This window comes from Kluyvera fluvialis, from assembly GCF_059725275.1.
On sequence record NZ_AP046142.1, the window covers coordinates 3057700 to 3082748 of the forward strand.

General features: G+C 54.4%; 27 protein-coding genes. 19 read left to right on the top strand and 8 right to left on the bottom strand.

Features of this window, described 5'->3' with window-relative positions:
* Genes AC6I4B_RS14510 through AC6I4B_RS14525 form a run of 4 tightly spaced genes read right to left on the bottom strand, consistent with a single transcriptional unit; the run spans position 1 to position 3103 of the window.
* Positions 1–684 (bottom strand): amino acid ABC transporter permease, encoded by a 684-nt coding sequence (locus AC6I4B_RS14510; RefSeq protein ID WP_497766069.1) that lies wholly within the window; start codon positions 682–684, stop codon positions 1–3.
* Positions 674–1456: an amino acid ABC transporter permease gene (locus AC6I4B_RS14515; protein WP_497772182.1), complete on the bottom strand. Its 783-nt coding sequence runs from the start codon at positions 1454–1456 to the stop codon at positions 674–676. Before AC6I4B_RS14515 ends, AC6I4B_RS14510 begins: the two co-directional genes overlap by 11 nt.
* Entirely contained in the window at positions 1456–2274 is an 819-nt protein-coding gene (locus AC6I4B_RS14520) for an amino acid ABC transporter ATP-binding protein (protein WP_497766070.1), read from the bottom strand. Before AC6I4B_RS14520 ends, AC6I4B_RS14515 begins: the two co-directional genes overlap by 1 nt.
* 1 nt (position 2275) lies before the next feature.
* Complete coding sequence (locus AC6I4B_RS14525; protein ID WP_497766072.1) at positions 2276–3103, bottom strand: ABC transporter substrate-binding protein; 828 nt, start codon at positions 3101–3103, stop codon at positions 2276–2278.
* A gap of 313 nt (positions 3104–3416) precedes the next feature.
* Here AC6I4B_RS14525 and AC6I4B_RS14530 point away from each other — a divergent pair, with 313 nt between their 5' ends.
* The 3 genes from AC6I4B_RS14530 to AC6I4B_RS14540 are packed head-to-tail and all read left to right on the top strand — an operon-like array spanning position 3417 to position 5320.
* Entirely contained in the window at positions 3417–3983 is a 567-nt protein-coding gene (locus AC6I4B_RS14530) for a TetR/AcrR family transcriptional regulator (RefSeq protein ID WP_497766074.1), read from the top strand.
* A 21-nt stretch (positions 3984–4004) separates the two neighbouring features.
* Positions 4005–4805, top strand: a complete 801-nt coding sequence (locus AC6I4B_RS14535; protein WP_497766076.1) for a winged helix-turn-helix domain-containing protein — start codon at positions 4005–4007, stop codon at positions 4803–4805.
* On the top strand, positions 4802–5320 hold the full coding sequence (locus AC6I4B_RS14540) for a FidL-like protein (RefSeq protein ID WP_497766078.1): 519 nt from the start codon (positions 4802–4804) through the stop codon (positions 5318–5320). Before AC6I4B_RS14535 ends, AC6I4B_RS14540 begins: the two co-directional genes overlap by 4 nt.
* 57 nt (positions 5321–5377) lie before the next feature.
* On the opposite strand, the gene AC6I4B_RS14545 is transcribed toward AC6I4B_RS14540, so the two are convergent.
* Positions 5378–6277, bottom strand: coding sequence for a LysR family transcriptional regulator (locus tag AC6I4B_RS14545; RefSeq protein WP_497766079.1), 900 nt, complete (start codon positions 6275–6277; stop codon positions 5378–5380).
* A gap of 87 nt (positions 6278–6364) precedes the next feature.
* Between AC6I4B_RS14545 and AC6I4B_RS14550 the strand changes: the two genes are divergently transcribed.
* The 16 genes from AC6I4B_RS14550 to pdeB all read left to right on the top strand — a co-directional run bounded on the left by AC6I4B_RS14550 (position 6365) and on the right by pdeB (position 22551).
* Complete coding sequence (locus AC6I4B_RS14550) at positions 6365–7147, top strand: NAD(P)H-dependent oxidoreductase (RefSeq protein ID WP_497766081.1); 783 nt, start codon at positions 6365–6367, stop codon at positions 7145–7147.
* Positions 7148–7663: 516 nt separating this feature from the next.
* The gene (locus tag AC6I4B_RS14555; RefSeq protein WP_001540796.1) at positions 7664–7942 is read left to right on the top strand and encodes a BMC domain-containing protein; all 279 of its coding nucleotides are present in this window, start codon (positions 7664–7666) and stop codon (positions 7940–7942) included.
* Positions 7943–7958: 16 nt separating this feature from the next.
* Complete coding sequence (locus AC6I4B_RS14560) at positions 7959–8243, top strand: BMC domain-containing protein (protein WP_065356252.1); 285 nt, start codon at positions 7959–7961, stop codon at positions 8241–8243.
* A gap of 14 nt (positions 8244–8257) precedes the next feature.
* On the top strand, positions 8258–8536 hold the full coding sequence (locus AC6I4B_RS14565) for a BMC domain-containing protein (protein ID WP_497766084.1): 279 nt from the start codon (positions 8258–8260) through the stop codon (positions 8534–8536).
* 53 nt (positions 8537–8589) lie between these two features.
* Positions 8590–10179 (top strand): acetaldehyde dehydrogenase (acetylating), encoded by a 1590-nt coding sequence (locus AC6I4B_RS14570; protein ID WP_497766085.1) that lies wholly within the window; start codon positions 8590–8592, stop codon positions 10177–10179.
* Between the two features lie 26 nt (positions 10180–10205).
* Positions 10206–10463, top strand: coding sequence for a EutN/CcmL family microcompartment protein (locus AC6I4B_RS14575; RefSeq protein ID WP_497766087.1), 258 nt, complete (start codon positions 10206–10208; stop codon positions 10461–10463).
* A 15-nt stretch (positions 10464–10478) separates the two neighbouring features.
* Positions 10479–11633, top strand: coding sequence for a 1-propanol dehydrogenase PduQ (locus AC6I4B_RS14580; protein WP_497766088.1), 1155 nt, complete (start codon positions 10479–10481; stop codon positions 11631–11633).
* Positions 11634–11657: 24 nt separating this feature from the next.
* Positions 11658–15044: a choline trimethylamine-lyase gene (cutC, locus tag AC6I4B_RS14585; protein WP_497766090.1), complete on the top strand. Its 3387-nt coding sequence runs from the start codon at positions 11658–11660 to the stop codon at positions 15042–15044.
* A gap of 15 nt (positions 15045–15059) precedes the next feature.
* A complete protein-coding gene (gene cutD / locus AC6I4B_RS14590) occupies positions 15060–16046 on the top strand; it encodes a choline TMA-lyase-activating enzyme (protein WP_497766092.1) in 987 nt (328 codons plus the stop codon).
* A 12-nt stretch (positions 16047–16058) separates the two neighbouring features.
* Positions 16059–16472 (top strand): BMC domain-containing protein, encoded by a 414-nt coding sequence (locus AC6I4B_RS14595; RefSeq protein ID WP_497766094.1) that lies wholly within the window; start codon positions 16059–16061, stop codon positions 16470–16472.
* Complete coding sequence (locus AC6I4B_RS14600; RefSeq protein WP_497766095.1) at positions 16469–17089, top strand: phosphate propanoyltransferase; 621 nt, start codon at positions 16469–16471, stop codon at positions 17087–17089. The genes AC6I4B_RS14595 and AC6I4B_RS14600 overlap by 4 nt, the downstream gene beginning before the upstream one ends.
* 11 nt (positions 17090–17100) lie before the next feature.
* Positions 17101–17772, top strand: coding sequence for a hypothetical protein (locus AC6I4B_RS14605; RefSeq protein ID WP_497766097.1), 672 nt, complete (start codon positions 17101–17103; stop codon positions 17770–17772).
* A 34-nt stretch (positions 17773–17806) separates the two neighbouring features.
* On the top strand, positions 17807–18217 hold the full coding sequence (locus AC6I4B_RS14610) for a DMT family transporter (protein WP_497766098.1): 411 nt from the start codon (positions 17807–17809) through the stop codon (positions 18215–18217).
* 17 nt (positions 18218–18234) lie between these two features.
* Positions 18235–18564, top strand: coding sequence for a DMT family transporter (locus AC6I4B_RS14615; RefSeq protein WP_497766100.1), 330 nt, complete (start codon positions 18235–18237; stop codon positions 18562–18564).
* Between the two features lie 752 nt (positions 18565–19316).
* Complete coding sequence (locus AC6I4B_RS14620; protein WP_497766101.1) at positions 19317–20828, top strand: sensor domain-containing diguanylate cyclase; 1512 nt, start codon at positions 19317–19319, stop codon at positions 20826–20828.
* Between the two features lie 145 nt (positions 20829–20973).
* Entirely contained in the window at positions 20974–22551 is a 1578-nt protein-coding gene (gene pdeB / locus AC6I4B_RS14625; protein WP_497772183.1) for a cyclic di-3',5'-guanosine monophosphate phosphodiesterase PdeB, read from the top strand.
* A 4-nt stretch (positions 22552–22555) separates the two neighbouring features.
* Here the strand turns inward: pdeB and AC6I4B_RS14630 are convergent, their stop codons facing one another.
* The 3 genes from AC6I4B_RS14630 to AC6I4B_RS14640 form a co-directional block, all read right to left on the bottom strand.
* Entirely contained in the window at positions 22556–22909 is a 354-nt protein-coding gene (locus AC6I4B_RS14630) for a hypothetical protein (RefSeq protein ID WP_497766103.1), read from the bottom strand.
* Positions 22910–23520: 611 nt separating this feature from the next.
* Complete coding sequence (dsbG, locus tag AC6I4B_RS14635; RefSeq protein ID WP_497772185.1) at positions 23521–24279, bottom strand: thiol:disulfide interchange protein DsbG; 759 nt, start codon at positions 24277–24279, stop codon at positions 23521–23523.
* Positions 24280–24324: 45 nt separating this feature from the next.
* Positions 24325–25047 carry a DsbA family protein gene (locus AC6I4B_RS14640; protein WP_497766105.1) on the bottom strand — a complete coding sequence of 241 codons (723 nt, stop codon included), beginning with the start codon at positions 25045–25047 and terminating at the stop codon, positions 24325–24327.
* Between the last annotated feature and the right edge of the window lie 2 nt (positions 25048–25049).

Sequence of the window (25049 nt, forward strand, 5' to 3'; positions counted from 1 at the left end):
TCAACGCCCCACCGCCGGTTGCCAGCGCTTCGCCACTCTCTCCAGACTAAAACAGAGCAGATAATAGACCACGCCGATAAACACAAATATCGCCATCGGATAGATTTGCACACGGTTATTCACCTGACCAGCGACCGTGGTCAGTTCCGGTACGTTGACGATAAACGCCAGCGAAGTGTCTTTCAGCAAACCGATAAAAATCCCCACCAGCGACGGCAGCACGTTGCGCAGCGTCTGCGGTAACAGAATCAACCGTAAACTTTGCCCTGCGCTGAAACCCTGCGTTAATGCCGCCTCATATTGGCCGCAAGGCAATGCCTGCAAGCCCGCCAGCACCGAGTGCATCACGGAAGCTGCCGTAAACCAGGCCAGCGCCAGCGTGACCGTCACGGCGCCAGGTAAATCACTACCGGTTAGCATCGGCAACAAATACCACAGCCAGAAGATAACGAAAATCAACGGAATACCACGGATTATCTCCGCCCACAGGTACAGCAGGCGGCGCAGCGCACCGGGGAATCGCCAGGCCGCACAGGCCAGCAAAATACCGCCCGGCAGCGCCAGTACGCCTGCGCCCAGCGCCATCAGTAGCGTCAGCGCAACGCCGCCAGGCTCGCCCTCGGCCAGCCGCCCCCAAAGCAGATAATCGAGGTTGTCGAAAATCACCGCCAGATTAGCGTTCATGCTGGATCCCTCCCGCGACATCGACGACTTTACGCACTCGTCGGGCTTGCCCTACCGGTTTTGGCCCCAGCCGACTTAACAGCAGCCCCAGCACCACGCCGGTAAACAGATACAGCCCCGTTCCCACCGCAAAAGCCTCCAGCGCATGAGCGTTGTAGCTTTCAATTTGCCGCACCTGATAAGTCAGCTCCGCAAAACCGATCCCGCTCGCCAGGGAAGACAGTTTCATCAAGTTGAGGTATTGCCCCACCACCGGTTGCCAGGCATTTGCCAGCCCTTGCGGCAGTAAAATGTGCCGCAACAGCCCGGAGGTGGAAAACCCCTGCGCCAGCGCCGCTTCGCGCTGACCTGCCGGTACACTTAACAATCCGGCGGCAACTTCCTCAATTAAAAATGCAGAGGTAAATACACCCAGCCCCCAGGCCGAGCAGAGAAACTCCGGCGTCAGCCACCAGACGTTACCCGGCAAAATCGCCCAATCGTGCGGGTCGTTGACGAAATCTCGTAGCCCTTGCGGCAGGAAGTTCCACGCGGCGAAATACCAAAACAGGAGTTGCACCAACAGTGGCGTATTACGAAAAATGGAAACCCAAACGGCGGTGATCCCATGCCCAATGCGCCCTCCCGCCAGCCGCAGCAGTAAAAATAGCGCCGCCAGCCCGCTCGCTAATATCATCCCTGCCAGCGTCACCCACAGCGTGGTGAGAAAGCCAGAGACAATCCAGCCTAGCGGTTGCCCGCTGAGCACTCCTTGCCAGTCGAAAGATATCATCACGCCGTTTGCTCCTGATGCAGCGGGTCGAGCACCTTTTGCAAAAAGCGAACCGCGCGCGGATGGCGTGGATGGGCAAAAAACTCCGCCGGTGAAGCCACTTCCAGCACGTCGCCGCCATCGATAAACACCACTCTGTCAGCAATTTCCCGCGCGAACTGCATTTCATGGGTGACGACAATCATGGTGATACCGCTGTGCGCCAGCGACTGCATCACGTGCAGCACCTCGCCAATCATCTCCGGGTCAAGCGCCGAGGTCGGTTCATCAAACAGGATTATCTGCGGTGAAGAGGCCAGCGCCCTGGCAATCGCCACACGCTGCTGCTGGCCGCCAGAGAGCTGAGAAGGCATCGCATCGGCTTTTTCCGCCAGCCCCACTTTGTGCAGCAACTCCTGCGCCCGTTGCTGTGCGGCGTCGCGCTTCCAGCCATGAACAGACTCCAGCGCCAGCATGATATTTTGCGCTGCCGTTAAGTGGGCATAGAGATTAAATTGCTGAAAGACAAAGCCAATCCGGCTGCGCAACTGGCGTAACGCGTTGCCGGAGAGCTGGCGCGTGGCTTTGCCATCCACCAGGATTTCGCCGCCGCTAAGGGTTTCGAGCTGGTTAATCAGGCGGATGAGCGTGGATTTTCCCGAGCCGGAAGGCCCCAAAATCGCCACCACTTCACCGGGATTAATCGTCAGATTGATGCCGTTCAGCACCCGATGGCTGCCGTATTCTTTCACCGCCTGGCGGAACTCCACGCTGGCATTACGCAGATGTGAAAAATCCGCAGCCTTTGCTGCGGAGCGAGAGAGTAAAGCCGACAACATATTATTTTGCTTCTATAGTGAAGGAACGCGGCTGCGGCGCTTTGGTCGCAGGGCCAAACCAGGTGTCGTAAATCTTCGCCGCGTCACCGGATTTCTCCAGCGCCACCAGCTCATCATTCACCGCTTTCAGCAGCGCCGGTTCGCCTTTTTTCACGCCAACGCCAATCTCTTCTTTGCTCAGTAAGTCTGGCAGAATTTTGAATTTGGCTTTGTCCGGCGCTTCGCCCAACAGGCCCGCCAGAATCGTGCTGTCCTGAGTGATCGCCTGCACGTTGCCGTTACGCAGCGCAGTCAGCGCCAGGGGAATGTCGTCATAAGAGAGTACGCGCGCCTGTGGGAAGCGCTGATGCAGCGTTTGCTCGCCGGTCGTGCCTTTTACCGCACCAATGCGCGATTTGCTGTAATCATCCAGCTTGTCGCCACTGCTGACAGGCACCAGGAATTGCTGGCCGGTGACAAAATAAGGCGTTGAGAAATCAATCACCTGTGCACGTTCTGGGGTAATGGTAATATCAGCCACAATCAGATCTGCTTTGCCGGATTGCAGCAGCGGGATGCGGTTCGCTGGGTTGGTCGCCACCAGTTCCAGCTTCACGCCCAGTGATTTCGCCAGCGCTTTGGCAAAGTCCACATCATAACCCACCAGCTCATGGGTTTTGGCATCCACAGACCCAAACGGCGGGTTGGCGTCAAAGGTCGCCACTTTAACGACCCCTTTGGCTTTAATATCGGCCAGTTGGTCGGCCTGCGCGGTGAAAGTCGTCAGCCCAACGGCGGCCAGGCCTACGAACACGGCGAGCGATGCTACGGTCTGTTTTGTCTTTGCCATAATCTTTCTGGATACCCCTGTTTTTGTATTGTCTTTTTACGCTCCCACACCGCGTTCGCCGGAACAAATAACGTTTCGTTATGGCTTATAACGAAACGCTGTTTCAGCAAACCATTTGTTATTTAAAGGTAAATTCATGCCGGATTGCGCCTTGCTGGCGCACAAAACGCATATGCTTTGCTGAATTTCGCATGTCCTATTCATACGACAATTTGTGACGCCCCACGCATTAACCACATTGATTTTACGGACAACCAGCCCGCATTGATCGCTATCAAAAAGAATCATACCGTCTGGTCGGTATGATCGTGTGATGAACATGGAAGCCCAACACCGCAAAAAAGATCCGGTCCGTTTATATCAGCAGTTGCTGGAGTCAGCAGCGATGATTGCCGGTCGGGATGGTATCGCTGCCCTTTCACTCAATGCCGTCGCTCGCGAGGCGGGCGTCAGTAAAGGCGGATTAATGCACCACTTTCCGAATAAACAAGCGCTGATCTTCGCTTTGTTTGCTCGTCTGCTGGCCATTATGGAAGAGGCAATCACCGCCCTGATGCGTGAAGACGGCGTCAGCTATGGCCGTTTTACCCGCGCCTATCTGAACTATCTTGCCGACCTCACGGATACGCATGAGAGCCGTCAGTTGATGGTGCTGTCATTGGCGATGCCCGATGAGCCGGTGCTACGAAAGTGCTGGCGTGATTGGATGCTGGAGAAACTAGCCCAGGGGGATGAGTTGGATAACAGCCCTATCGGCACATTGGTGCGCTACACGGCAGATGGGATCTGGCTATCAGAACTGACCGAAGGCGTCACCATGAACGCCGAGCATCGGCGCTCGCTGGTTGACTCGCTTAAAAAGATGACGCTTCCGGTGTGAAGCGCAAGGACTGAGGCCGCGATGCGCTACAACATCAATGCCCGTTTTATTTACGACGCAACGGACGGTACGCTAACGCTGCCGGAAAGCGATGAGCCAGACAGCCAACTGTCTATCACCGCCAGCGCGCTGCTGTTTTTTTTCCTGCGCAATACCGGCGTAATTAGCCGGGAAGAAGTGCTGAAAAAAGTCTGGGATGACAACGGCCTGACCTCTTCAAACAGCAACCTGAACCAGTATCTCAGTATGCTGCGCAAGACCTTTCGCCACTACGGGATCGACAACATTATTATCACGGTGTCGCGCGGTTACTTGCAGCTAAACCCGGATGTTGTCATAGAAGCGCTCGACGACACCGTGCCAGAAATTACTGATATCACCCCGCCGGTTATCCAAACTGAACCCCCACCACAGGCAGAAGAAAGTGCGCCGCCGAGCGCACATGCACGGGGTATGTGTTGGTATATGGCTGGCGTGGGATTGTTGGTTATGTCACTGCTGTTAGTAGCTTTTAGCCTTGCCGGTAGCCGCGAGTTACGGCCCATCGCCCTTAGACAAATGACCCATAGCCAGTGCGAGCTATTAGCCAGCGATGAGATGCTACGTTCCGTCACCGCCAGCGCTTACGGCAAAAACTTCGACGACGTGCGCCAACGGCTGAAAATCGCCTGCAAATCCGGCGAACGTTTTCTGTTCTTCTACGGCGACCGGCTGGAAACCAACGGCCTGGGCCGCGTATTTCTCGCCCATTGTGCGATGCATGAAGACAACCCGTTTAGCTATTGCGATAACTACTTTTACTACTCCTGGAAGCCGCAATGAGACTCGCGCCGCGTCAGTTCTTTGTCCTTACCGTTGTGCTGTTTATCGCCGCCGTCTGTTTTAGCGCCTGGCGTTTGCTGCCCGCAGAAAACGCCGGGGTGATGAGCTGTTTAACCAAAGGCATCATGCGCTTTGAGAACATGCAAAAAGAGAACGTTAACGGCAACATCCACTTCAATTTTGGCAGCCAGGGCAAAGGTTCGATGGTGGTAGAAGGCTACACCGACTCCGCCTCCGGATGGCTGTACCTTCAGCGCTACGTCAAATTCACCTACAGCAGCAAGCGCATTTCCACGACGGAACGCCACTACCGTATCAGCCAGTGGGAGTCCAGCGCCTCATCTATTGATGAATCGCCGGACGTGATTTTTGCCTACTTTATGCGTGAGATGTCCGACAGCCACGATGGGCTGTTCCTCAACGCGCAAAAGCTGAATGACAAAGCGATTTTGCTTAGCTCTATCAACTCGCCGCTGTGGATTTGCACGTTAAAGTCCGGCAGCAAGCTGGACTAACTCAGTTCCTCAATACGGCAGCTGCCAAAGCCAGAAGGTCAAGGCCATTGCGCATTATCATTGCTCAATTGAATGGGCAATTTGCTGGCGCAGCCACTGATGTGCAAGGTCGCGATGCCAGCGTTCATGCCACAGCATTAACATATCAAACCCCGCAATCGCGAGCGGCGGCTGCACCACCGTCAGCCCATGAGCCGCACGGGCCAATCGTTCCGGTAGCACGGCGACCAGGTCGCTGTTGCGTAACGCTTCCAGCATAAACAGGAAATGCGGCACTGACAGCACCACTTTGCGCGCCAGGCCAAGGTTTGCCAGCGCGATATCAGTAGCCGCATGAAAACCACCGCCGTCCGGCGAAACAATAACCTGTTCGAGTTGGCAAAATTGCGCCAGCGTTAGCCCAGCTTTTAGCGCCGGATGGTTTGCTCGCCCCGCCAGCACGTAGCGTTCCTGAAATAACAGCCGCTGATGCAGCCCCAACGGCGCAGCCTCACGAGTGTGGAAAAACAAGTCAACCTCATCTCGTTCCGCCTGCTGCACCAGCCGCGCGGGTTGCAGTTCGAATATCGCCAGTCGGCTAGCCGGAGACGCCTGCCGCAGGTTGTTTAACGCCGGTAGCAGAATGGATGACGCCATATAATCGGTTGCTGACACGCGCCAGGTCAGCGCCGCCGTGGCGGGGTCAAATGTGTCGGCGGGCATCACCGCCTGCTCCAGCGCTGCCAGCGCCTCACGCAGCGGTGCGCGCAGGGCTTCGGCGCGGGCGGTGGGCTGCATTCCTCGCGGCCCCGGCAGCAGCAATGGATCAGCGAAAAACTCGCGCAACCTTGCCAGTTGCACGCTAACCGAGGGCTGCGACAGATTCAGTCGCTGCGCCGCGCGCGTGACGTTATTCTCACTCAACAAGACATCCAGTGTGCGTAGCAAGTTGAGATCCAGCCGATGCAAATTAACCACGACTATACCTATTATTTAAGTAATTAATTTCTACTATATCTGCATATTCCCTACGCTGCTCGGGTTAATCACTGGAAGGGAATTATCATGAAAGTTCTGTTGGTTTACGCTCATCCTGAGCCACGTTCATTAAACGGCGCGCTGAAAGATTTCACCGTGCAACACCTGGAAGCAGCGGGCCACGAGGTTCGCATTTCTGACCTCTACGCCATGCGCTGGAAAGCAGGGCTGGACGCCGACGACAGCACCGCGTCAGCCTCTGGCAAGCGTTACCACGCGACCCATGATTCACGGCAGGCTTTTGAATACGGAACACAAAGCGCGGATATCACCGCCGAGCAGCAAAAGCTGTTATGGGCAGACACGGTGATTTTCCAGTTCCCGCTGTGGTGGTTTTCCATGCCCGCATTAATGAAAGGCTGGATTGACCGCGTGTACGCCAATGGTTTCGCCTACGGCGTCGGCGAGCACAGCGATAACCATTGGGGCGATCGTTACGGTGAGGGCACGATGGCGGGGAAACGGGCAATGTTGATGGTCACCATCGGAGGCTGGGCCGAGCACTACGCACCGCGTGGTATCAACGGCCCTATCAATGACATTCTGTTTCCTATTCAGCACGGGATGCTGTTCTACCCAGGTTTCGCGGTCTTGCCACCGCTGGTGTTTTACCGCACCGATAAAACCGATGACGTGCGCTTCACCGAGCAATGTGCCGAACTGGCGCAGCGGCTGGATACCTTAGCACAGACACCGCCAATTCCGTTTCGTCGGCAGAACCACGGCGACTATGAAATCCCGTCGTTAGCGCTGCGAGCGGAGTTATCCCCAGCAGAAAGCGGCTTCGCTATCCACCAGATACCGCAATAACCGCAGCAGGCGGATTTAATGCTTGTCAGTTAAGCGCAAAACTCCGCAGGAAACTCGGGTTGTGGCGGGCAATTTAGAAGCCACAACCCACCGCTAAACTGTGATCCCCGCGCATCGTCCTTGCCCTGCGTTTTTTTCGCGAGCGAAAAGCGCACCTTTTGTATTTAGCCTTCCGCGCAAAACATGACCCTGGGCACAGTTAGCCACGGCTCGCGTTACCCGCCTTCCGCAATTATTTAGCAACTTAATAACATTCATCGCCGCCTGCCAAAGCGTTGAAAAAAACGCCCTATTCAGCGCCAAATCCTTCACACCTAAACAGCATAAATAGATAAATACGACGCTAAATAACGCTAAATATCAGAGTAATTATCTAAATATAGCCATATCACGGATTTAAATTTCACTTCACTACCACATCCCTATAGTGGATTTCGAACACCGCTGCCGTGGGTTAATGCCGTGACACGGACGGTTTTCCTGAATCACACAACCTGTTCTGGGAAGGAGATCACCATGGGTGATGCATTAGGGCTTATCGAAACCAAAGGTCTGGTGGCCTGCATTGAAGCGGCGGATGCGATGTGTAAAGCCGCCAACGTAGAACTGATTGGCTATGAAAACGTCGGCTCCGGCCTGGTCACCGCGATGGTGAAAGGCGACGTCGGCGCGGTGAAAGCGGCGGTGGATTCCGGCGTTGAATCCGCACAGCGCATCGGGGAAGTGGTGACGTCGCTGGTGATTGCACGTCCGCATAACGACATCAACAAAATCGTCATTAAACACAAGGCTTAAGGCCAGGAGAACGCAAATGGGTGATGCATTAGGTCTGATTGAAACCAAAGGGCTGGTGGCCTGTATCGAAGCGGCAGATGCGATGTGTAAAGCCGCCAACGTCGAGCTGATTGGCTATGAAAACGTCGGCTCTGGCCTGGTCACCGCGATGGTGAAAGGCGACGTCGGCGCGGTGAAAGCGGCGGTGGATTCCGGCGTTGAATCTGCACAGCGCATTGGCGAAGTGGTGACCTCACTGGTTATCGCGCGTCCACATAACGACATCAACAAGATTGTCGCGCATTACAAAATTACCGAGTAACCGGAGATAACACGATGAAAGAAGCACTTGGTCTGATTGAAACCAAAGGTCTGGTGGCCTGTATCGAAGCGGCAGACGCGATGTGTAAAGCCGCCAACGTCGAGCTGATTGGCTATGAAAACGTCGGCTCTGGCCTGGTCACCGCGATGGTGAAAGGCGACGTCGGCGCAGTGAAAGCGGCGGTGGACTCCGGCGTAGAAGCGGCAAAACGCATTGGTGAAGTGGTGACCTCTCGCGTGATTGCGCGCCCGCACAACGACATCGAAAAAATCGCGTCGCAGCACAAAGCATGACCTGACAGGGCACGCCCCGTCTGCACTCTTTTAGTCTGATGAAGGATAGACTCATGATTGAACTGGATACCGATTTGCTCTCTCGCCAGAACGCGCGAGAACTGGTGCGCAACGCCAAAAAGGCGCAAGCGGTAATGGCCACCTTTTCGCAGCAGCAAATCGACGCCATCGTGAAAAACGTGGCCCAGGAAGCGGCGCACCACGCCGAAGCGCTGGCGAAAATGGCCGCAGAAGAGACTGGCTTCGGCAACTGGCAGGATAAAGTCCTGAAGAACCGTTTTGCCTCGCTGCGCGTTTACGACGCCATCAAAGATATGAAGACCGTCGGCATCATTCATGACGATCAACAAAAGAAAGTGATGGACGTGGGCGTGCCGCTGGGCGTGATTTGCGCGCTAGTACCTTCAACTAACCCAACCTCAACCATCTTCTACAAAACGCTGATCGCCCTGAAAGCCGGGAACGCGATTATCTTCTCGCCGCATCCTGGCGCCCGCCAGTGTAGCTGGAAAGCGATTGAAATCGTAAAACGCGCCGCCGAAGCGGCGGGCGCTCCGGCAGGGATCGTTGACGGGGTCACCACTCTGACTCTGGAAGCCACTTCTGAGCTGATGCACAGCAAAGATGTGTCGCTGATTCTGGCGACCGGCGGCGAAGGGATGGTGCGCGCAGCCTACGCCTCCGGCACGCCAACCATCAGCGGTGGCCCTGGCAATGGCCCGGCGTTTATTGAACGCAGCGCCGATATCCACCACGCAGTGAAAGACATCATCACCAGCAAAACCTTCGATAACGGGGTTATCTGTGCCTCTGAGCAGTCGATCATCGTCGAACGTTGCATTTACGACGAGGTTCACCGCGAGCTGGAAGCTCAGGGCGCGCACTTTATGAACGAAAGCGAAGCCGCCAAAATGGCTGCCCTGCTGCTGCGCCCGAACGGCACAATCAACCCGAAAGTGGTCGGCAAAACGGCGCTCTATTTAAGCCAGATGGCCGGTTTCTGCGTGCCTGCCAGCACCCGCGTGCTGATTGCCGAGCAGACCAGCGTTTCACATAACAACCCGTATTCGCGCGAAAAACTGTGCCCGATCCTCGGCCTGTATGTTGAAGAAGACTGGAAAGCCGCCTGCCACCGCGTGGTTGAACTGCTGACCAACGAAGGCCTCGGCCATACGCTGGTGATCCACACCCGTAACCAGGATGTGATCCGCCAGTTCTGCCTCGAAAAACCGGTTAACCGCATTCTGATCAACACGCCCGCCGCGCTCGGCGGTATCGGGGCCACCACCAATATTACCCCCGCGCTGACGCTCGGCTGCGGTGCGGTTGGCGGCGGCTCCAGCTCCGATAACGTGGGGCCGATGAACCTGCTCAACATCCGCAAAGTGGGCTATGGCGTGCGCTCGATTGAAGAACTGCGCTCACCCAGCAGCCCGGTAGAACCGCAACCGGCTATCGCCAGCCCTGCCGCAGACCCACGTCGCAGCATTCTTGACGATGCCCGTTTCGCAAGCCCTGCCCAAGCCCCAGCAACCGCCGACGACCGCTTTGCAACCCCACCAGCAACCGGTGCAAGCGAGGAAATCAGCGAGCAAAACGTGGAACGCGTTATCCGCCAGGTGCTGGAGCGCTTAGGTCAGTAACGCATTGATATAAGGCGATAAAAACAATGATTCTCGCAAAGGTGACTGGACATGTCGTCGCCACGCAGAAATGCGATGAGCTACGCGGTAGCAACCTACTGCTGATTACCCAACTGGATGACCATCAGCAGCCAATGAAAGACAAAACCTGGGTCGCCGTCGATAGCGTGGGCGCAGGGATGCACGACATCGTTCTGGCGGAAGAATATTTCGCGCTCAACAAAGACCGTTACAAAGCGATGTCGGTGGTCGCCATTGTCGAGAACGTGTTTCGGGATGCTTAAGGAGTCAATAACCCAATGAGTGAATTTTTGCTGAAACCCAGGGTTCGCTTTGGTCAGAACGCCCTTGCGGTACTGACCGAGCTACCCGCCCAGCGCGTACTGCTGGTGACCGACCAGGCGATGGTCAAATTTGGCCTCGCCGACCGCGTGACGCAGATCCTGCGCCAGCGCGGTATCGCTTTCCAGGTCTGGGATGATGTGGTGGCCGATCCTGATATCGCCACCGTGGTGCGCGGTATGAAGCGGATGGACAGCCATTACCCGGATCTGGTTATCGCGCTGGGCGGCGGTTCGGTGATTGATGCAGCCAAAGCGGTTATTTTCGCCCTGGCGCAAACCCGCGCGCAAAGTGGCCGTGAACGCCCGATGTTTGTGGCCATCCCGACCACCAGCGGCACTGGCTCGGAAGTCACCAGTTTTTCAGTAGTGAAAGCGCACGCCGAAAAACTGGTGCTGGTAGACCCGTCGCTGCTGCCGGATATCGCCATTCTTGACCCTTCGCTGGTGGCTTCCGTGCCACCAGCGATCACCGCCGACACCGGCATGGACGTGCTGTGTCACGCGCTGGAAGCCTATGTCTCGCTCGCCGCCAGCGATTTCTCTGATGCCCTGGCCGAAAAAGTAGTGCAGCAGGTCTTTCGCTATCTGCCCACCTGCTGGCGTCACGGTCACGACCTGTTGGCGCGCGAAAAAATGCATAACGCCTCGTGCATGGCGGGCATGGCCTTTACCAATGCCTCGCTGGGCATTACCCACAGCCTCGCCCATGCGCTCGGCGGGGTGTTCCACGTTCCACATGGCCGCGCCAACGCGCTGCTGATGGCGCACGTGGTGGCGTGGAATGCCGATTATCAAGGGCTGTGCGATACCGCCGCCGCCCACAAATATGCCCGCCTGGCGCATCTGCTGGATTTGCCCGCGCACACCCCGCGCGAAGGCGTCGCCAGCCTGCTGGTTGCCATTCAGGCCTTAAAAGATGAAATGAACATGCCTGCGGGAATCGGCGATACCGGCGTCGATAACGCCGACTTCCACCAGCGCCTACCAGAGATGGTGAGCCAGGCATTGCGCGACGGCTGCACGCCGACTAACCCGCGCGCGCCGGACGCCCAGGCATTAACCGAACTTTATCGCCAGGCATGGAGCGGCAGCGCCGTTCAGAGCCACTGATAACAAGAACTGGAGAACCTTACCATGGCACACTACAGCTTAACGCCGCGCGTCAAAGTGCTGGCTGAACGTTTACTGGCGCACAAAAGCACGTTGTGCACCGAACACGCTGCCGTTCTGAGCAGCCTTGATGGCGATATCGCCGGGATCCCGGCTGCGGTGAAACCGGCACGCCGTTTCTATGATTTGATGCGCCAACTGCCGCTGACCATCAGCCCAGATGAGCTTATCGTCGGCAATCAAACTCGCCTGCCGCACGGCGCGATTTTCCACGATGAAAGCGCCGCTCAGCGCCCGTCGGCATTCCAGTTTCTGAACCTGAATACCGCTATCGACTCCCCGGACTACAAACTGGTGGTCGAAAAAGGCGTGCTGGCGATTAAACAGCAACTGGAAGAGAAAACCCGCACGATGGGCAGCGCCGTCAGCCGCAGCGGCATGGATGAAGTCAACGGCTGCCGCGCCGCGATTTACGCCTGTGACGCGCTGATGGCCTTAGCGCAAAATCTGGCGACCAGCGCCGAGCAACTGGCGAGCGCCGAAAGCAACCCATTCCGCCAGGCAGAACTGCGCGACAGCGCGGCGATTTTGCACCACGTTCCGGCACATCCGGCGCGTAACTTTAAAGAAGCCTGCCAGGCGTTTTATCTGTTCCAGTTGGCGCTGCAACTGGATAACGGCAGCTATGCGGTTAACCCGGAAGGGGCCGACAAAGCGCTGCTGCCATACTATCAGCGCGATATCGCCAGTGCCGCGTTGAGCGAAGCACAGGCGTATGAAATCGTCGAATGCCTGTGGTTTAAGCTCGCAGAATTAAGCGAAGTGCGCGCCGCTTGCGCCATCGACGGCTACCCAATGTTTGATGCCCTGCTCCACGGCGCGAGCCTTGAAAACGCACGCAGCAACGAGCTGTCCGAGCTGTTCCTTTGCGCCCACCGCAATCTCAGCGCGTTAAACCTGCCGGTGCGTCTGTTCCAGGGCGTGCAAAAAGTCTCTCACGTGCCGTTTGCCGCCTGTAGCGATACGCCAACCGCCGAAGGGCTGACGCCGCGTATGCAGCGTCTGCGCAACCATTACCTGACGGTACGCCCAAGCGTGTCGATTTACCGCGCGCTGGCCTTTACCGAAGTGGTGAAAGCCAACCCGGGAATGCCGACCATTTTGCTGCGCGCCAAAGCGTTCCGCCACGCCTGCGAAACCGCACCGATTCTGATTCAGGACGATGAGCTGATCGTCGGTCATCCGTGCGGTAAACCGCGCGCGGGGGCGTTCTCGCCGGATATCGCCTGGCGCTGGGTTCGCGATGAACTGGATACCATGAGCACCCGCCCGCAGGATCCTTTTGAAATCAGCGAAGAAGATAAAAAGATCATTCGTGAGCAAATTGTGCCGTTCTGGGAGGGCCGCTCACTGGATGAAATTTGCGAAGCGCAGTATCGCGAAGCGGGCGTGTGGGCCTTCAGCGGTGAAACCTTTGTCAGCGACCTCTCCTACCACCAGATTAACGGCGGTGGCGATACCTGCCCTGGCTACGATGTGCTGCTGTTCACCAAAGGGATGAACGGCATTAAAGCCGACGCCGAAGCGCATCTTGCTAATCTGAGCATGGAAAACCCGGAAGATATCGACCGCATTTACTACTACAAAGCAGCAATTGAAACTTGCGAAGGGGTGGTTAACTACGCGCACCGCATTGCCGCGCGCGCTCGTGAACTGGCGGCGGTTGAGCAAAACGCCCAGCGTCGCGCGGAACTGCTGACCATTGCAGAAGTGAACCAAAACGTGCCAGCCAACCCGCCGAAAACCTTGCAGGAAGCGCTGCAAAGTATCTGGACGGTAGAGTCGCTGTTTGAAATTGAAGAGAACCAAACCGGCCTGTCGCTGGGACGCGTTGACCAGTATTGCTACCCGATGTTTGAAGCCGATATCCGCGAAGGCCGCCTGACGCACGACAGCGCACTGGAAATGATGCAGGCGTTTATCATCAAATGCGCCGAGCTGATGTGGATGTCCAGCGAGCTGGGGGCGAAATATTTCGCGGGATATCAGCCATTTATCAACCTGACCGTGGGCGGGCAAAAGCGTACCGGCGGTGATGCCTGTAACGATCTGACCTATCTGATTATGGATGCCGTGCGCTTTGTCAAAGTGTACCAACCTTCACTGGCCTGCCGTATTCACAACCAGTCGCCGCAGAAATACATGGAAAAAATCGTCGATGTGGTGAAAGCGGGGATGGGTTTCCCGGCCTGTCACTTCGATGATTCGCATATCAAGATGATGCTGCGCAAGGGCTTCGACTTTGAAGATGCCCGCGACTACTGCCTGATGGGGTGTGTAGAACCGCAGAAATCAGGGCGCATTTATCAGTGGACGTCCACCGGTTACACCCAGTGGCCAATCGCCATCGAGTTTGTCCTCAACCGTGGCCGCATGGTGCTGTTCGATAGCTATCAGGGGCTGGATACCGGCGACCTGAACGCGCTGCACACTTTCGAGCAGTTTGATGCCGCCGTGAAACAGCAGATTGCCCATATTGTCCGTCTGTCGGCGATTGGGACGGTTATCAGCCAGCGCGTACACCGTGATGTTGCGCCAAAACCGCTGATGTCGCTGCTGGTAGAAGGCTGCATGGAAAGCGGCAAAGACGTTGCCGCCGGTGGCGCAATGGTCAACCACGGGCCAGGGCTGATTTTCTCCGGGCTGGCGACCTACGTAGACTCCCTCGCGGCGATCCGTAAATTGGTGTACGAGGATAAGAAATACACGCTGGAGCAGATGCGCGATGCGATGCTGGCGAACTTTGAAGGCTATGAAGGCTTGCGCCGCGACTGCCTGAACGCGCCGAAATACGGCAACGATGACAACTACGTTGACCAGTACGCGCTGGATATCACCGAGTGGACCGAGCGCGAGTGCCGCAAATACAAAATGCTCTACTCCACCCTCAGCCACGGCACGCTGTCGATTTCCAACAACACGCCAATTGGTGAACTAACCAACGCCACGCCGAATGGCCGTCTGGCCTGGATGCCGCTGTCTGACGGTATCAGCCCGACTCAGGGCGCGGATAAACACGGCCCAACGGCAATCATCAAGTCGGTGAGCAAAATGAACGTTGAAACCATGAACATCGGCATGGTGCACAACTTCAAATTCCTCAAAGGGCTGTTGGATACCCCTGAAGGCCGCCACGGCCTGATTACCCTGCTGCGCACCGCGTCGATTCTGGGTAACGGGCAGATGCAGTTCAGCTATGTCGATAACGAAGTGCTGAAAAAAGCGCAGCAAGAGCCGGAGAAATACCGCGACCTGATCGTGCGTGTCGCAGGCTACAGCGCCTATTTCGTTGAGCTGTGTAAGGAAGTTCAGGACGAGATTATCAGCCGTACGGTAATCGAGAAGTTCTGATAAGACGGATGGCTGATGGACAAGGATGTCCGCTGTTTTCAGGAGGCAAGCGTGATTGGCAATAATCAAGAATTAACAGGCCGAATTTTTAATATCCAGAAATATTCGATCTACGACGGCGACGGCATTCGCACACTGGTGTTTTTTAAAGGCTGCAACATTCGCTGCCCGTGGTGCGCTAACCCGGAAGGGTTGAACAGCCAGTTTCAGGTGATGTTCTCGCAGGATAAGTGCATTAACTGCGGCGACTGCGTGAATGTGTGCCCGGCGGGCATTCATTACCGCGCAGAAGAAAATGGCGAAATGAAGCATTTCGTCAACCGTAACAAAGACTGCATTGGCTGCCGTAAATGCGAGGAGATTTGCACCCAAAACGCGCTGGATATCATGGGGAAAGATGTCACCGTCAGCGAACTGATGGACATCATCATGCAGGACTATGACTTTTACGTCTCTTCCGGCGGCGGTGTGACCATCGGCGGCGGCGAAATGAGCCTACAGACTGATTTTGCCGTCGCGCTGTTTAGCGAATGCAAAAAAATGATGATTAACACCGCCGTGGAAACCCAGGGCACGACCCCGCTGGCGAACTATCAAAAGCTCGCGCCGGTCACCGATACCTTTTTATTCGACATTAAGCAGATTGATAGCGAACACCACAAAACGCTGTTTGGCATTGGCAACGAAGGCGTGCGCCGCAACCTGGAATGGCTGGTGGACTCCGGCGCGAACGTGATTGTGCGAATGCCGCTGGTGCGCGGCTACAACGACTCATGGGAAGCGATAACCGGCGCCATTGACTACGTCCAAAAGCTGGCCAAACGCGGCAATATCCGCCGTATCGACATGCTGCCGTACCACCAGCTTGGGCGCAAAAAATATGAACGACTGGAGATGCCCTACCCGATTCTCAACGACCCGTCGTACAGCGTCGAGGAGCTAAACCAGCTCGAAACGTTTTTTGCCCAATTTGATTTTGATATCCGCTTAGTACGTCATTAACAGGAGCCGACAATGAAAAGTTTAGGCGTAATTGAAACGCGAGGATTGGTTGCAGCCGTGCAGGCTGTCGATGCCGCCTGTAAAGCCGCAGGCGTGAGCTGTATTGGCTATCGTAAGGTCGGTTCAGGGTTGGTCAGCGTCTGTTTTGAAGGCGAGATCAGCGCCATTCATACCGCCATAGAACGCGGTGTCGCGGTAGCGGGCGCAACTGACCAACAGGTGAAATCGCTGGTGATCGCCCGCCCGGAACGCTGCGTGGTTGAAGCGCTCAGCAACCTGAAAGGCCACCCGCCGCGAGCGCCACAACCGGTTGGTGCACCGCGTGAAGCCGAGCCAGAAACCCCCACTGCCACCGCTGAACCTGCCACGCCACCCGCCATCGTGGAAGACAAGCACGCCGCGAATAAGAAAGGGAAAAAGGCATGATTGACACCCTGCTACAGGAAAAAATCAGCGCACGTCTGGTGGATACCGCGCCGGAGATTCCGGTTGGCATTTCTAACCGCCATGTACACCTGGCGCAGATTGATGTCGAAGCGCTGTTCGGCAAGGGCTATACCCTGACGCCGTTTAAACCGCTGCGCCAGCCTGGCCAGTTTGCCGCCGAGGAGTGCGTGACAATCGTCGGGCCAAAAGGCTCGCTCACCCACGTGCGCGTGCTCGGCCCCACTCGCCCGGTTTCACAGCTTGAAGTCTCGCGCGCCGACTGTTTTGCCCTCGGCATAAAAGCACCGGTACGCGAGTCGGGGCAATTAGATAACGCCGGTAGCGCGTTGCTGATTGGCCCGGCAGGCCACGTCGAGCTACGTTCACAGGTGATTTGCGCCTGGCGGCATATTCATATGTCACCCGCCGATGCCCGCCGTTTGAACGTCAGCAACGGGCAAAAAGTGAGTGTACGCAGCCACGGCGAACGCCAGCTCACCTTCGATGAAGTGGTAGTGCGAGTGCGCGATGATTTCGCCCTCGAATTCCACATCGATACCGAAGAGGCAAACGCCGCTGGGCTTAAAAACGGCGTGCCAGTGACCCTGGTTCGCTAACGGAGGCGACGATGACTGAGCAACAGCTGGACCGTCTGGTCAGCCAAATTATCCAGCGCCTGCAACCGCCGGTGTTGGTGATGGTGACGCCCGCGCAGGGCTATCGCCACGCGATTCGCCAGCGGTTGGCAGGCTGCGGGCAGACGCTGCATCTGGCGTTAGACGGCGCGATTGAGGATGCCGAGCAGTGGCAGGCGCTGGGGGAAATGCTGCCTGTCGCGCAGTGGCACAACGCGCTGCCCGCCGCACCTTATAAAGCGCTGCTGCTGCCGTTTCTCGATTATCCGCTGGCGGCTGATTTGCTGAACGGTAGCCTGCAAAGCCCGGTGGCGCGCAGGTTGCATGACGCGCTGTTAGCGGGGATTCCGGTGCTGGCGCTGCGTTATCACTGCGATCCACACAGCGAGCTGAATCAGTTGCGCGGCGTGCAGACGGATAGCGCCTATGCGGCACATGTTAAGACCACCCTCGCCCGGCTGGAGAGCTGTGGCGTGGTGCTCTGTACCATGAATAGCTTGCTGGAAAAACTGACGTCTGGTGTTCAACGCCCGACGGCCACGCCTGGTGACGCGCGCCGTTATCTGACTGTCACAGATATCGTCAATAATCCTGCGCTGGCCGAGACTCCCGACGCCGTGCTGACCGATGCCGCCGTCGATTTTTTGAAAGCACAAAAAAAATAACCTTACCTCGATAAATAACCCTGGAGTTTAGATTATGTCTTCTAAAACAAAATGCTGGCTATGGATGCTGCTGGTTATCTTTTCTGAAACCTCGGCGACCTCCACACTCAAAATGTTCGACAACAGCGAAGGGATGACCAAAACCCTGCTGCTGGCGCTGATTGTGGTGCTGTATTGCATTTGCTACTACTCGCTATCACGCGCGGTGAAAGATATTCCGGTAGGTCTGGCTTACGCCACCTGGTCTGGAACTGGGATCCTTATGGTGTCAACGCTGGGGATGATTTTTTACGGCCAGCACCCTGATACCGCCGCCATTATCGGCATGGCGATCATCGCCAGCGGCATCGTGATTATGAATCTGTTCTCCAAAATGGGCAGCGAGGAGAGCGAAGAAACGCCTCCAACGCCGGTTTCTACCCTCGATAAAAAAATCGCCAACTAACTGACAAGGAATAGCATATGTTTAATCTCGGATTTTTATGGCTGGCGCTGTCTATCGGTTCTGAAATCACCGGTACATCCATGATCAAGAAAACCAACGGGTTCAGCCGGTTGTGGCCGTCGGTGCTGGTGGTGTGCGCGTACTCGCTATGCTATTTCGCCCTCACCCGTGCGATGAGTACGATCCCGGTTGGCGTGGCTTACTCGTTGTGGTGCGGCTTTGGTATCGTGGGGGTCACTATCTGCTCCATGATCCTCTACAAACAGAAACCCGACCTCCCGGCCATTTTTGCCATGCTGTTGATTATCAGCGGCGGCATCATCATGAATGTCTTCTCTGGCATGTAAGTTGCCTCTCAACCTTCCCCTGCATGGGGAAGGTTTGCCCCCGCCGAATCAATTTCCCTTATTTAGAATAATAGATGTAACCGCTTTCTTTTCATTTTTCCCAGGTGTCAATTAGGATAACTCTTATAATAACCACTGGAATTAACGAACTTAATTATATTTAACTCCTCGAATCGGCGAATTTCATTCGCACATATATCAACAGCACCTTGATTTTAAATTATTTGCTTCCGCAGGGAAATTAATATTCCGCTTGTATGGGAAAATAACCTTCCGTAAAATACAGCATTTATCACAACCAAAGAAAACCAATAAAATTGCTGAAATAATCGCCATTGCAATAAAAAATTTTATTTTCACCACGCTGACAATAATTCAAAAAAAGTGAAATCGCCCTTAAGTGAAATTTATAACATTTTGTTTTCAAAGGAAACTATTGTGAATAGGGTTACAAGTGACGATCGTTTTCGCCAATCAATAATACGTTATCGATCGACTCTACCTGGTATGGTATGAATATTTTTGCTGATCGATTTAATCGTTCGATAACAAAGACTTTAATCGACTTTGACAATTAATTTTCTCAGCTGTACCATACGTCACCATTAAAAAATGGCCTCACCCTACGGTGCTTTCCATCTCACCAAGCAGAGCCAGAACGTTATATTTTTGATCGCTAAACGGACATCAACATATTTCAAACATATGTTCTTGTTCTAAAGGATATGTTTATTATGCTTTTGGAAAAAGCTGTGATTCAAAGTCTAAACTTTCGTCGGCCATTAAATATTTGCTTCCTCGTGACCACATTCGTCTTCGTCGCCGCAAGCTCATTGGTGATAACCCTTCAGTGGTCTGATGTAAAATCAACCTACCAGCGACAAAGTGTCAGATACGTTCAGACGCTCTCCTCTTTTGCTGAGAAATACCTCTCCGGCTACGCGGTCATGATGGATGAGACTTTGCGCCAGATGGAGCAGACCAAACACAGCACGATTGATCCGGAATTGCGTCATTGGCTGTTCGATCGTTTCAATAGCATGCCCGATGCGCGGGCTATTGTGTACGCCGACCTCAACGGCAACCATATCCGCCTGCCAAACGTTGAGCTGAACGAAAACGCGAAAAAAGAGCTCGATCCGCGCATCCACATTTGGTACACCCAGGCACTTCATGACGATGCTGAAAACATCCACTACACCAGTAGTCAGGATATTTTTGAGGATGGACATAAGACGCTGACACTGTCAAAAGCGTTAGTGAGCAGCGCCGACGGTGAGAAAATGGGCGTGCTGGCGATTCGCCTGAATACCGATTCCAGCGAATATATGCTGAATACCACCTATTCGCCGCTGCTCGGTCGCACCTGGCTTATCGATGCTCACGGCCAGCAGGTTGACAGCATGAATGGCGAAATCAGCCCGCTGGCACTAAAAGCACTAACGGAACAAATCAATAAAAAACACGACTTTTTCTATCTTGCGCAGAATGATTGCTGGTACTTTTACAGCGCGATCAGCAGCACAGGCTGGTTCGTGATGCACGAAGTTCCCGCCAGGAACTTAAACGCTCAGGTGTTTAGCAAATGTGTCAACATCCTGCTCTGTATGCTCTTTGCGCTTATCGCTCTGTTTATCTGCTGGTGGTCGGTACGCAACGCGTTGAACGCGCTTTATCTGCGCATCGCCAACGGGATCCGTAACGGCAGCATTGAAAAAAAGGCCTCCGAGCAACTGCTGTATGAAGAAATTAACAACGCCACGCTACAGCAGGAAATCATCAAAAATGAAGCGCTGACCGACAGCTTGACCTCATTGGGAAATCGTCGCGCGTTCGATAACGATCTTGAAGTGCATCAGGACACAGATGACCTGTGTCTGGCACTGATTGATATCGATAATTTTAAACATATTAACGACAGCTATGGTCATGCCACTGGCGATATGGTGCTCAAAGCGGTGGCTGAAATCGGCCAGCGTCTGCGCGGCCTGGATAACATTACTCTTTACCGCTATGGCGGCGAGGAAATTGCAGTGCTGTTCCACGGCATGACGCTCCACAAGGCGCAGGAGTATCTCAACCACTGGCGAGAGAGTTGCGTTCAGCGCCGTTTCCGTGAGATTGATTTAAACGTGAGTTTCAGCGGTGGCGTATGCATGAAGCAAAAAATGGGCAGCAACGAGTTGATAGCTCGCGCCGATAGCCTGCTATACGTGGCTAAAAATCGCGGTAAAAATCAAATTGTCTGTGCAGCAAATGAATAACGATTCCGCGCTTTAATACCAAACGATACGAATAAGTTCTAATAATAGGTACAATATCTCTATTGATATACATTGAAGGACTTGTCTGGTTATACCAGGTAGCTCCCCTCAGATGACCACCCGCTTGCGCGCTAAAGGAGCGATGATGACCACTCAGCGTCTGATGGGCCTGATCACAGGCGTGCTGATTATTTCTATTTTTTTACCTATTGCGCTGAGTCTATGGTTAGCCGATCGCCAGGCGAATGAGCTTTTTAATAAAGAGATGGATAACTACGTCGAACGAGTGCTGGCGCGTAGCGTGCGGGTGAAGCAGCAGATCAAAGAAACGCTTGATGAAATGAACGGTTTTCAGGGCAAACCGTGCAGCCAGGAACACCTGCAACAGATCCAGAAAATGTCCTACATCCATCAGTATATTCAACGCGTCTATTATCTTGAGAAGAACAAATCGTCGTGTGAACTGCTGAGCAACGCGTTATCAAGCCCGGTTCCTGGCTCGGAATTTACCACTCCAGAGGGCTACCGCGTCTGGCTTACCACCCGTCACGATCTGCAAACGGATGAAGTGATGCTGGCGGTGAGTAAAGGCAAATACATGACGGTTATCGACCCGGAGTCGCTGCTTGATGTACTGCCGGATACCACTTATCCAATCCATGCGGCGCTGATTACCCACTATAATCACCGCGTTATGGCCAGCAACTACCCTGTCGACCGCGAGATCTGGCAGAAACGTCTGCGCGTCTTTCAGCCGGTGCTGGAAGATAACAATACCGTATTTAAACAGCGGGACCTGCCGGAAATGGGCGCTATTCTGCTGACCTGGTCATCCACCCATACCCTGGCCCACAACTGGTATCGTCAACTGTTAATCTGGCTGCCGGTGGGCGTATTGCTGAGCTTACTGGCCTCATTCCTGATACTGCGCCTTCTGCGCCGTCTGCAATCGTCGCATCAGCGGATTCTGGATGCTATCAAGTCCAAAGAAATTTGCGTGCATTATCAACCGGTGGTGTCGCTGAAAAGCGGACGCATTGTTGGCGCGGAAGCCCTTGCCCGCTGGCAGCAGGCGGATGGCCGGTGGCTGCGCCCGGATCTGTTTATCGCCATTGCAGAGCAAACCGGTGTGATGCGGCAGCTGACTGAGCACATCGTACGCTGTGTTTTCGAGGACATGGGCAAGTGGCTTTCCCAGCATCCTCAGCAATATATTTCGATTAATATTACCGCCGATGATCTCAGCTCCCCCACGCTCCCGACGCTGATTCACCAACAGATCCAGCACTGGAAACTACAGCCCAAACAGATAGTGCTGGAACTCACCGAGCGCGATTTAGTCGCGCCACAAACGGCACGACCGGTGCTCCAGGCGTATCGAGAACTGGGCCACGCGATTTATATCGACGACTTCGGCGTGGGCTACTCTAGCCTGAGCTACCTTCAGAATCTGGAGGTGGATACGTTGAAAATCGACAAAGCGTTTGTCGATACGCTGGAAGATAACCCTGTTACCAGCCATATCATTGAAATGGCAAAATCGCTGGATCTCACCATGGTGGCGGAAGGTATTGAAACCACCAGCCAGCGCGACTGGCTATTTGAGCACGGTGTGCAATCCGGCCAGGGCTGGTTATACAGTAAGGCGCTGGCGAAGAAAGCCTTTATTAGCTGGGCTGAGAATAACCTGCAACAAATAGACATTGAGCGCCAGCCGCAATAAACGCTTAATGTTGATAAGGCAGCGAGTACACATATACCGGGGCTTCCGATAGCACCATACAGCGCTGGAGTGCTGAGGTCCCGGAGTAGCGAAGGAAATACTCGTTAGTGGTATTTTTATGGATAAACAGGTCGCCGTTGGCGAAGGTGACAAATTCAACACCATCGCGCACTCGATGGCCTGCCCCCACCTCATAATTATCTTTCCACAGTATCGAAACGTGGTCATAGACATGCAGGATAATTTCAACTTTCCCCCGCGATGGGCAGTTCAGTTGCAATGCCGTTGATGTGAAATCCAGCGCCCAGACAGGGGCGGAAAATAGACTCAGAACAAAAATTAAAAAACCGTTTTTCATTATATCCGGGTTAATAGGTACAAATTCAAAAACTTACCATACCGATAGTTCCGTGTGGGACATTTTGTCCTGGCGCAATAAAATTGCAGATACAATACTCTTTATCCGAAAATAACGTTCAGCGCGCGAAATATTAAATCACACAGGAAGTTTAATTTCCCCGAATACAGGGAAAATGCAGGGGAAATGAACTTCCCCCGCATTCTTTATAATTCCGTAAAGGGTTAACCCTATTTTTGTGGCCGCATCTTGATATATCACCGTCGCCGCCACCCGGCAATGTCACAGCCATGCCTGATGGCGGCTTACGCCTTATCAGGCCTACAAATAATATTTCACCGTCGCAGACAGCCTGTAGGCCGGATAAGCGTAGCGCCATCCGGCAGTGTCACAGCCATGCCTGATGGCGGCTAGCGCCTTATCAGGCCTACAAAAAAATATCACCGTCGCAGCCAGCCTGTAGGCCGGATAAGCGCAGCGCCATCCGGCAGTGTCACAGCCATGCCTGATGGCGGCTTACGCCTTATCAGGCCTACAAATAATATTTCACCGTCGCAGACAGCCTGTAGGCCGGATAAGCGCAGCGCCATCCGGCTAGTGGCAACGATCAACTATGGACGCGGGCCGAACATCGCCACCAGTTGGTTTTCATCGGGCATACCGACAACCTGCTGAAGCTCGTTATTTTCATTCATGTAATAAATGGCTGGTGTGGCGTTTGCACCCAGGTCATCCATCATTTTCTGGTTTTGCTGCAACAGATTAAAGGTTTCACGCGGCGTCGTGCCTGTAAACGCGGGCAGTTTTTTCCCGCCTGACAATTCATAATCACGCCAGGCGCTGACCGGGTCTTTCGCGTTGAGTATAGCCGTGGCGTTGCGCCCGCTTTTCGGGTCAAGGAAGGCAACCAACAGCGTGTTGAGCTGCACTTTACCGGCATCTACCCACGGCTGGGCAGCAGCCCAGAACGTTTTGCAGTACGGGCAAAACGGGTCAGCAAATACCACCACTTTGCGCGCGGCAGAATCCGGCCCTTCTTTAATCGACTTCGCCTGAATTAATTTCTGCCACATTTCTCGCCCCAGCGGGGTGTATATTTCACTGGTGAAAAAACCCTCGCTCAGGTTTTTACCATTTTCGTCATATAAATAGCCCGAAACGACATGCTTACCATCCGGCGTCAGGAATAAGTTAACGCCCATATCCTGATATTGTCCCACCCAGCTTTTCATGCCTCCGGGGGCATTAATGGCTTTCAGATTGGTAATTTTCTGCTGCTCACCAAAGCGTTTTACGATATCAGGAATCGCGTCTTGTGCGTGAACCAGGCCAGAAAGAGTTAATGAAGCTATTAAGATAAAAGTTTTCATCATTGCGTCTCATTAATCGGGGGAACACTCCCCCGAGTTCGTGGGTTATTGTTTTTTCAGCGCATCGCTGACCATAGCATCAAATTGTTCAAAAGGAAGCCAACCGGAAAGTAACTCATCGCCCACCAGCGTGGCTGGCGTCCCCTGAATACCCAACTGTTGTGCCAACATCAGGCTTTGTTTAATGGTGTCGAGGCTTTGATCGTCCGGCGTCGTGACATTTACCGCCGCTTTCTTTTTCGCCGAGGTAATACTGGCGTCGTCGTGATACCCCTTTTTCGCCATCAGGATAGCGTTAAATTTGAAGAACTGTTCAGGGTGAGTTCGCCACACGGTCAGCGCGTCTCGCGCTGCGGTGAGCGAACTTGGCGAGCGGTAAGGTAAAAATTTAAATACCACGGCGACATCAGGATATTTCGCGACAATTTTCTCCAGATACGGGTCAAATTTTTTGCAGTACGGGCAGTTATAGTCGGTGAATACGACCAGCGTCAGGCGCGGTTTTGCCGACCCCATTCGCGGCGAGTTGACATCGTGATACAGAAAGTCTTTGTTCTGTGCAATCACGCTGCTGATTTGCTGCTGGCCCGACTGGGCATTTTGCTGGTCGAGCTTGTCCGCCACAGCGGCCAGGATCTCTGGGTGGTTGAGCAGCGTTTCCTGCACTAATTCTTGTACCCGAGCCTCTTGCGCAGGCGTGAGTGCGGGTGCGGCGGTGGCAGACAGCGAGGCCGCCAGCAGTAACAGGGTAAATAATGTCTTTATCATGG